Source organism: Streptomyces colwelliae, assembly GCF_048158785.1.
Lineage (GTDB): Bacteria > Actinomycetota > Actinomycetes > Streptomycetales > Streptomycetaceae > Streptomyces.
Genome location: NZ_JBLTJC010000111.1, coordinates 22,711 through 29,020 on the forward strand (window position 1 = coordinate 22,711; position 6,310 = coordinate 29,020).

Annotated in this window: 6 protein-coding genes; 3 read left to right on the forward strand and 3 right to left on the reverse strand. The window is 69.0% G+C overall.

Translation table 11 applies throughout. The annotated features are described in order from the left end of the window. Nucleotides 1–47 precede the first annotated feature (47 nt). On the forward strand, nucleotides 48–383 hold the full coding sequence (locus tag ACNFOC_RS23400) for a Rieske (2Fe-2S) protein (protein WP_026178811.1): 336 nt from the start codon (nucleotides 48–50) through the stop codon (nucleotides 381–383). 141 nt (nucleotides 384–524) lie between these two features. On the opposite strand, the gene ACNFOC_RS23405 is transcribed toward ACNFOC_RS23400, so the two are convergent. Continuing rightward, nucleotides 525–950 carry a pyridoxamine 5'-phosphate oxidase family protein gene (locus tag ACNFOC_RS23405; protein WP_416961057.1) on the reverse strand — a complete coding sequence of 142 codons (426 nt, stop codon included), beginning with the start codon at nucleotides 948–950 and terminating at the stop codon, nucleotides 525–527. Nucleotides 951–1,071: 121 nt separating this feature from the next. On the opposite strand from ACNFOC_RS23405, the gene clpB reads away from it, so the two are divergent. Next, the gene (clpB, locus tag ACNFOC_RS23410; protein WP_416961058.1) at nucleotides 1,072–3,669 is read left to right on the forward strand and encodes an ATP-dependent chaperone ClpB; all 2,598 of its coding nucleotides are present in this window, start codon (nucleotides 1,072–1,074) and stop codon (nucleotides 3,667–3,669) included. Between the two features lie 31 nt (nucleotides 3,670–3,700). Here the strand turns inward: clpB and ACNFOC_RS23415 are convergent, their stop codons facing one another. Beyond that, nucleotides 3,701–4,171 (reverse strand): hypothetical protein, encoded by a 471-nt coding sequence (locus ACNFOC_RS23415; RefSeq protein WP_416961059.1) that lies wholly within the window; start codon nucleotides 4,169–4,171, stop codon nucleotides 3,701–3,703. A 108-nt stretch (nucleotides 4,172–4,279) separates the two neighbouring features. Here ACNFOC_RS23415 and ACNFOC_RS23420 point away from each other — a divergent pair, with 108 nt between their 5' ends. Then, nucleotides 4,280–4,813, forward strand: a complete 534-nt coding sequence (locus ACNFOC_RS23420; protein ID WP_406123966.1) for a type III secretion system chaperone family protein — start codon at nucleotides 4,280–4,282, stop codon at nucleotides 4,811–4,813. Nucleotides 4,814–4,897: 84 nt separating this feature from the next. On the opposite strand, the gene ACNFOC_RS23425 is transcribed toward ACNFOC_RS23420, so the two are convergent. After that, a complete protein-coding gene (locus tag ACNFOC_RS23425) occupies nucleotides 4,898–6,088 on the reverse strand; it encodes a pyridoxal phosphate-dependent aminotransferase (RefSeq protein WP_416961060.1) in 1,191 nt (396 codons plus the stop codon). Nucleotides 6,089–6,310: the final 222 nt, after the last annotated feature.

Genomic DNA, 6,310 nt, shown 5'->3' on the forward strand with positions numbered 1-6,310 from the left:
TCTCGACGACGTCGTGGCCACGCCGGGCGACACCCAATGGTCTTGACATGACGACGCCTCCCGACGACCGCAGCTTCCGCCGAGAAATGGCCACGGCCTACCGCTCCGGCTGGCACTTCATCGACCTGGCCACCGCCATCCCCCACAGCGGTGACTCGCTCATGGTGACCGTGTTCGGTGAGCCGGTCGTCGTGACGCGGGACGAGGACGAGGACGTACGGGCGTACCGGTGTCTGCGGCGGCCTCGGGGGGCGCCGCAGCCAGTGCGATGTGCCATTCGGTACGGAATGATCTTTGTGAATCTTGACCAGCGAGACCACCGGCTGGTGGAAACGGATGCCCCCGACGTCCAGACCATCTCAGCCACCCCCCGCAGTGCCTGACGCGATTCCCCCGTCGTAAAAAGATCGCTCAGGTGCTTCCCCCCGCAGCGGCGTCACCGTGACCTGAACACGGTGACGCCGCTGCAGTTTGTGCGAAATATCCGGGTATGGGCCCCGCGTCAGTGGCCGGAACTGATCGCTTCAGCCCTTCCTGATCGCCTTCCCCATCGCCCGCGTCAGCTCGATCTCGATCACCGCCCGGGACGGGTTCGGCGACGGCGTCCGCCCGTAACGCTCCGCGTACCGGCGCTCCGCCTCCGCGACCCGCTCGCGTTCGAGGCGTACGAAGGCCCGGCCCTCCAGTGTCGCCCAGCGCCGCCCGTCCACCTGGCACACGGCGACCCGTGCTCCCTGGGGTCCGGCGGCCAGGATGTTCGTCACCTTCGTGCTCGACTTGTTCGCGATGACCCGAGCGAGGCGCGCCTCCGGGTCGTATGTCACTCCGACGGGGACGGCGTGCGGACTGCCGTCGGGGCGGAGGGTGGTGAGGGTGCACAGGTGCCGTTCCCGCCAGAAGGTGAGGTACGACGGGTCGGGATCGCCCGGGTCGAGCGGATATGCGGCCATGCTCCCGGAACTTAGCCCCTCGATCCTCCCCGCCACTGCCTTGAGTGGAATAGACTCAACTTTGTGCACGTTGACCGTGTCATTCCGTGCACGAAGGTCGTAGGAGGAGGAGTACCGGAACGTGGACGCCGAGCTGACCAACAGGAGCCGGGACGCGATCAACGCGGCCAGCAACCGTGCCGTGACCGGGGGGCACGCGGACCTGACCCCGGCGCATCTGCTGCTCTCCCTGCTGGAGGGGCAGGACAACGAGAACATCACCGACCTGCTGGCCGCCGTCGACGCCGATCAGGCCGCCGTACGGTCCGGGGCCGAGCGGGTGCTCGCCTCGCTGCCGAGTGTGACCGGGTCGACCGTCGCGCCGCCGCAGCCCAACCGTGAGCTGCTGGCCGTGATCGCGGACGCCGGCCAGCGCGCCAAGGAGCTCGGCGACGACTACCTCTCGACCGAGCACCTGCTGATCGGTATCGCAGCGAAGGGCGGCGCGGCCGGGGACGTACTCTCCCAGCAGGGGGCCGGCGCGAAGAAGCTGCTGGACGCGTTCCAGAAGAGCAGGGGAGGGCGCCGGGTGACCACACCCGACCCCGAGGGGCAGTACAAGGCGCTGGAGAAGTTCGGCACGGACTTCACGGCCGCCGCGCGCGAGGGCAAGCTCGATCCCGTCATCGGGCGGGACCAGGAGATCCGGCGGGTCGTCCAGGTGCTGTCCCGCCGCACCAAGAACAACCCCGTGCTGATCGGCGAGCCCGGCGTCGGCAAGACCGCCGTCGTCGAGGGGCTGGCGCAGCGCATCATCAAGGGGGACGTGCCGGAGTCCCTGAAGAACAAGCGGCTGGTGGCACTGGACCTCGGTGCGATGGTCGCGGGCGCGAAGTACCGCGGCGAGTTCGAGGAGCGGCTGAAGACCGTCCTCGCCGAGATCAAGGACTCCGACGGCCAGATCATCACCTTCATCGACGAGCTGCACACCGTCGTGGGCGCGGGCGCCGGCGGCGACTCCGCGATGGACGCCGGCAACATGCTGAAGCCGATGCTCGCCCGCGGCGAACTGCGCATGGTCGGCGCGACGACCCTGGACGAGTACCGCGAACGCATCGAGAAGGACCCGGCGTTGGAGCGCCGCTTCCAGCAGGTGCTGGTCGCCGAGCCGTCCGTCGAGGACACGATCGCGATCCTGCGCGGACTCAAGGGCCGCTACGAGGCGCACCACAAGGTCGTCATCGCGGACAGCGCGCTGGTCGCCGCCGCGACCCTCTCCGACCGCTACATCACCTCCCGCTTCCTCCCCGACAAGGCGATCGACCTCGTCGACGAGGCGGCGTCCCGCCTACGCATGGAGATCGATTCGTCCCCGGTCGAGATCGACGAACTCCAGCGCTCCGTCGACCGGTTGAAGATGGAGGAGCTGGCACTCGACAAGGAGACGGACGCCGCCTCCATCGAGCGGCTGGAGAAGCTGCGCCGCGACCTCGCCGACCGCGAGGAGGAACTCCGGGGCCTCAACGCCCGCTGGGAGAAGGAGAAGCAGTCCCTCAACCGGGTCGGCGAGCTGAAGGAGAAGCTCGACGAACTGCGCGGCCAGGCCGAACGCGCCCAGCGCGACGGCGACTTCGACACCGCGTCCAAGCTGCTCTACGGCGAGATCCCTTCCCTGGAGCGGGACTTGGAGGAGGCCTCCCAGGCGGAGGAGGAGGCTTCCAAGGACACGATGGTGAAGGAGGAGGTCGGCCCCGACGACATCGCGGACGTGGTGGGTTCCTGGACCGGCATCCCCGCAGGCCGCCTCCTGGAGGGCGAGACGCAGAAACTCCTGCGCATGGAGGAGGAGCTGGGCCGCAGGCTCATCGGCCAGCGGGAGGCCGTGGAAGCGGTCTCGGACGCCGTACGGCGCACCCGCGCGGGCATCGCGGACCCCGACCGCCCCACCGGCTCCTTCCTCTTCCTCGGCCCGACGGGCGTGGGAAAGACCGAACTGGCCAAAGCCCTGGCCGACTTCCTCTTCGACGACGAGCGGGCGATGGTCCGCATCGACATGTCGGAGTACGGCGAGAAGCACAGCGTGGCCCGACTGGTCGGCGCCCCGCCCGGATACGTCGGCTACGAGGAGGGCGGTCAGCTCACGGAGGCGGTGCGCAGGCGGCCGTACTCGGTGATCCTGCTCGACGAGGTCGAGAAGGCGCACCCGGAGGTCTTCGACGTGCTGCTCCAGGTGCTGGACGACGGGCGGTTGACGGACGGTCAGGGCCGGACGGTCGACTTCCGCAACACCATCCTGATCCTCACCTCGAACCTGGGCAGCAACTTCCTGATCGACCCGCTCACCGGCGAGGACGAGAAGAAGGATCAGGTCCTCCAGGTGGTCCGGGCCTCCTTCAAGCCGGAGTTCCTCAACCGCCTGGACGACCTGGTGGTGTTCTCCGCCCTGAACAGGGAGGAGTTGGGCCGCATCGCCGCCCTCCAGATCGGCCGCCTCGCCAAGCGCCTCGCGGAACGCCGCCTCACCCTGGAGATCAGCGACGAGGCCCTGACCTGGCTCGCGGACAACGGCAACGACCCGGCGTACGGCGCGCGACCGCTGCGGCGGCTCGTCCAGACGGCGATCGGCGACCGGCTCGCCAAGGAGATCCTGGCGGGCGAGGTCAAGGACGGCGACACGGTACGGGTGGACGCGTTCGGGGAGGGGCTGATCGTGGGGCCGGCGACGGGCAAGACGTTGTGACGCCCGGGGTTCGGCAGGTACCCGCGCACGTTCAGTAGGAACTCGCGTCGAAGGTGACGAGGGCGGTGTCCCCGGCGGACCCGCCCTCGTAGGACACGCTCACCGTCACGGAGTAGGCGTCGGCCGCATGTGCGTGCGCGTTCGCGTCGTGGACGACGCTGACGCACTCGTCGTCGTCCCCGTCGCAGGGGAAACCCGCCCGGTCCGGGAACGACTGGGCCAGCCAGCCGCGCACCGCCGCGCGCGGCATGCGGAAACTGCCGTCGTACGCCTGGCCTCCCCAGCTGTACGAGGTGCAGTCCTCGTCCCGGGTGTCCTCCGGCAGCGCGGCGCCGGAGAAGTCCATGGCCTCGGCGCAGCCGACCGGGGCGACGGTGTCGGGAGGGTCGTCACCGGAGGAGGTGTGGAGCATCGCCTGTACGAATGACCACCCCGCCCACACCACCAGGACCAGGCACATCCACCACAACCCCCACGGCAGCCACCGCATCCCCCTCCGCATGTGCATGACCGTATCCGGTCAGCCCGTGGCGGACAGGCCCTTCAGGGGTTGCCACCCCCCTCCCCGGATGGGGGAGGATGGCGGAATCCGTACGAAGGGAAATACACGGTGAGCATCGACCCGTCCTCGATTCCGAACTTCGGGGGCCAGCCCGAGCCGAACCCCCAAGGACCGGCGGGCCCCGTCGTCCCGGATCAGGACCTCGTGAAGCAGCTCCTCGAACAGATGGAGCTGAAGTATGTCGTCGACGACGAGGGTGACCTCGCGGCGCCGTGGGAGCAGTTCCGTACGTACTTCATGTTCCGTGGTGAGGACGACCAGCTCGTCTTCTCGGTACGGACGTTCTACGACCGTCCCCACGAGATCGACTCCAAGCCGCAGCTGCTGGAGTCCATCGACGACTGGAACCGGCGCACCCTGTGGCCCAAGGTCTACAGCCACACCCACGACGACGGCACCGTCCGTCTCATCGGTGAGGCGCAGATGCTGGTCGGCACCGGCGTCGACCTGAACCACTTCGTCTCCTCGACGGTCAGCTGGGTGCGCGCCGCCATCGAGTTCGACCGCTGGCTGGTCGAGCAGCTCGGCCTCACGGAGGAAGTCGACGAGGCCGTCGAGAAGCCTGAGGACGACGAGGAGTAGTCCTCCTCTGTCCCGCACGACCTGAGTGAACGTACCGACGACGCCCGTCCACAGCCTGTGGACGGGCGTCGTCGTCGTTCCCGCTCAGCCGACCAGCTTCTTCAGCCGCTCCACCGCCTCCTCCAGCACCCCCACCTGCTTGCAGAACGCGAACCGTACGAAGGGCGCGCCCGCGTCCCGGTGGTCGTAGAAGACCGCGTTCGGGATGGCGACGACCCCGGCGAGTTCCGGCAGGGCGCGGCAGAAGGCGAAGCCGTCGGTCTCTCCGAGTGGGCGGATGTCCGTCGTGATGAAGTACGTGCCCGCCGGGCGGAAGACCTCGAAGCCCGCCTCCGCCAGGCCCGTCGCCAGGACGTCCCGCTTGGCCAGCATGTCCGCGCGGAAGGCGTCGAAGTACGCGTCGGGCAGGGCCAGGGCCTCCGCGACCGCGTACTGGAACGGCCCCGACGCCACATACGTCAGGAACTGCTTCGCCGACCGTACGGCCGTGACGAGGGCGGGGGTGCCCGTCACCCAGCCGACCTTCCACCCCGTGAACGAGAACGTCTTGCCCGCCGACCCGATCGACACCGTCCGCTCCCGCATCCCGGGGAACGTCACCAGCGGAATGTGCTCGGCCTCGTCGAAGACCAGGTGCTCGTACACCTCGTCGGTGATCACCAACAGATCGCGTTCTACGGCGAGTTCGGCGATGGCGGCGAGTTCCTCGCGGGTGAGGACGGTGCCGGTCGGGTTGTGCGGGGTGTTGATCAGGAGGAGGCGGGTGCGGTCGGTGACGGCGGCGCGCAGCTCGTCGAGGTCGAGGCGGAAGCTGCCGTCGGCGGGGCGGAGCGTGACCGGTACGCGGGTGCCGCCCGCCATCGCGATGCAGGCCGCGTAGGAGTCGTAGTACGGCTCCAGGGCGATGACCTCGTCGCCGGGTTCGACCAGGGCGAGGAGCGCGGCGGCGATCGCCTCCGTGGCGCCCGCCGTGACCAGGACCTCGGCGTCGGGGTCGTAGGAGAGGCCGTAGCGGCGCTCCTGGTGGGCGGCGATCGCGGTGCGGAGTTCGGGGACGCCGGGGCCCGGCGGGTACTGGTTGCCGCGTCCGTCGCGCAGCGCGCGCACCGCCGCCTCGCGGATCTCCTCGGGGCCGTCCGTGTCGGGGAAACCCTGGCCGAGGTTGATCGACCCGGTCTTCAGGGCCAGGGCGGACATCTCGGCGAAGATCGTCGTTCCGAACTCGGCGAGCCGGCGGTTGAGGAGGGGGCGTGCGGTGGAGGTCATGCCCGCCATCCTGCGCTCAAGCTCTGGACTTCCTCAACTCTGCTTTGGCAGGTGAGACGGCCGGGCATCCCTGTGTCACGCACCACACGAGGCGCCCACGGGGGCCTCGGGGCGACAGATCTCACATCCGCGGGCGACCCGATCCACGATTCCCTGGCTCTTGCAAAGCACTCGCAATAACCATCTAAAATCATCCCGTGCATGTGCCTGACGGATTCATCGACGCCCCCA

Coding starts and splice junctions, on each gene's coding strand:
- ACNFOC_RS23400 (WP_026178811.1), top strand. CDS start 48: ATGACGACGCCTCCCGACGACCGCAGCTTCCGCCGAGAAATGGCCACG.
- ACNFOC_RS23405 (WP_416961057.1), bottom strand. CDS start 950: ATGGCCGCATATCCGCTCGACCCGGGCGATCCCGACCCGTCGTACCTC.
- ACNFOC_RS23415 (WP_416961059.1), bottom strand. CDS start 4,171: ATGCGGAGGGGGATGCGGTGGCTGCCGTGGGGGTTGTGGTGGATGTGC.
- ACNFOC_RS23425 (WP_416961060.1), bottom strand. CDS start 6,088: ATGGCGGGCATGACCTCCACCGCACGCCCCCTCCTCAACCGCCGGCTC.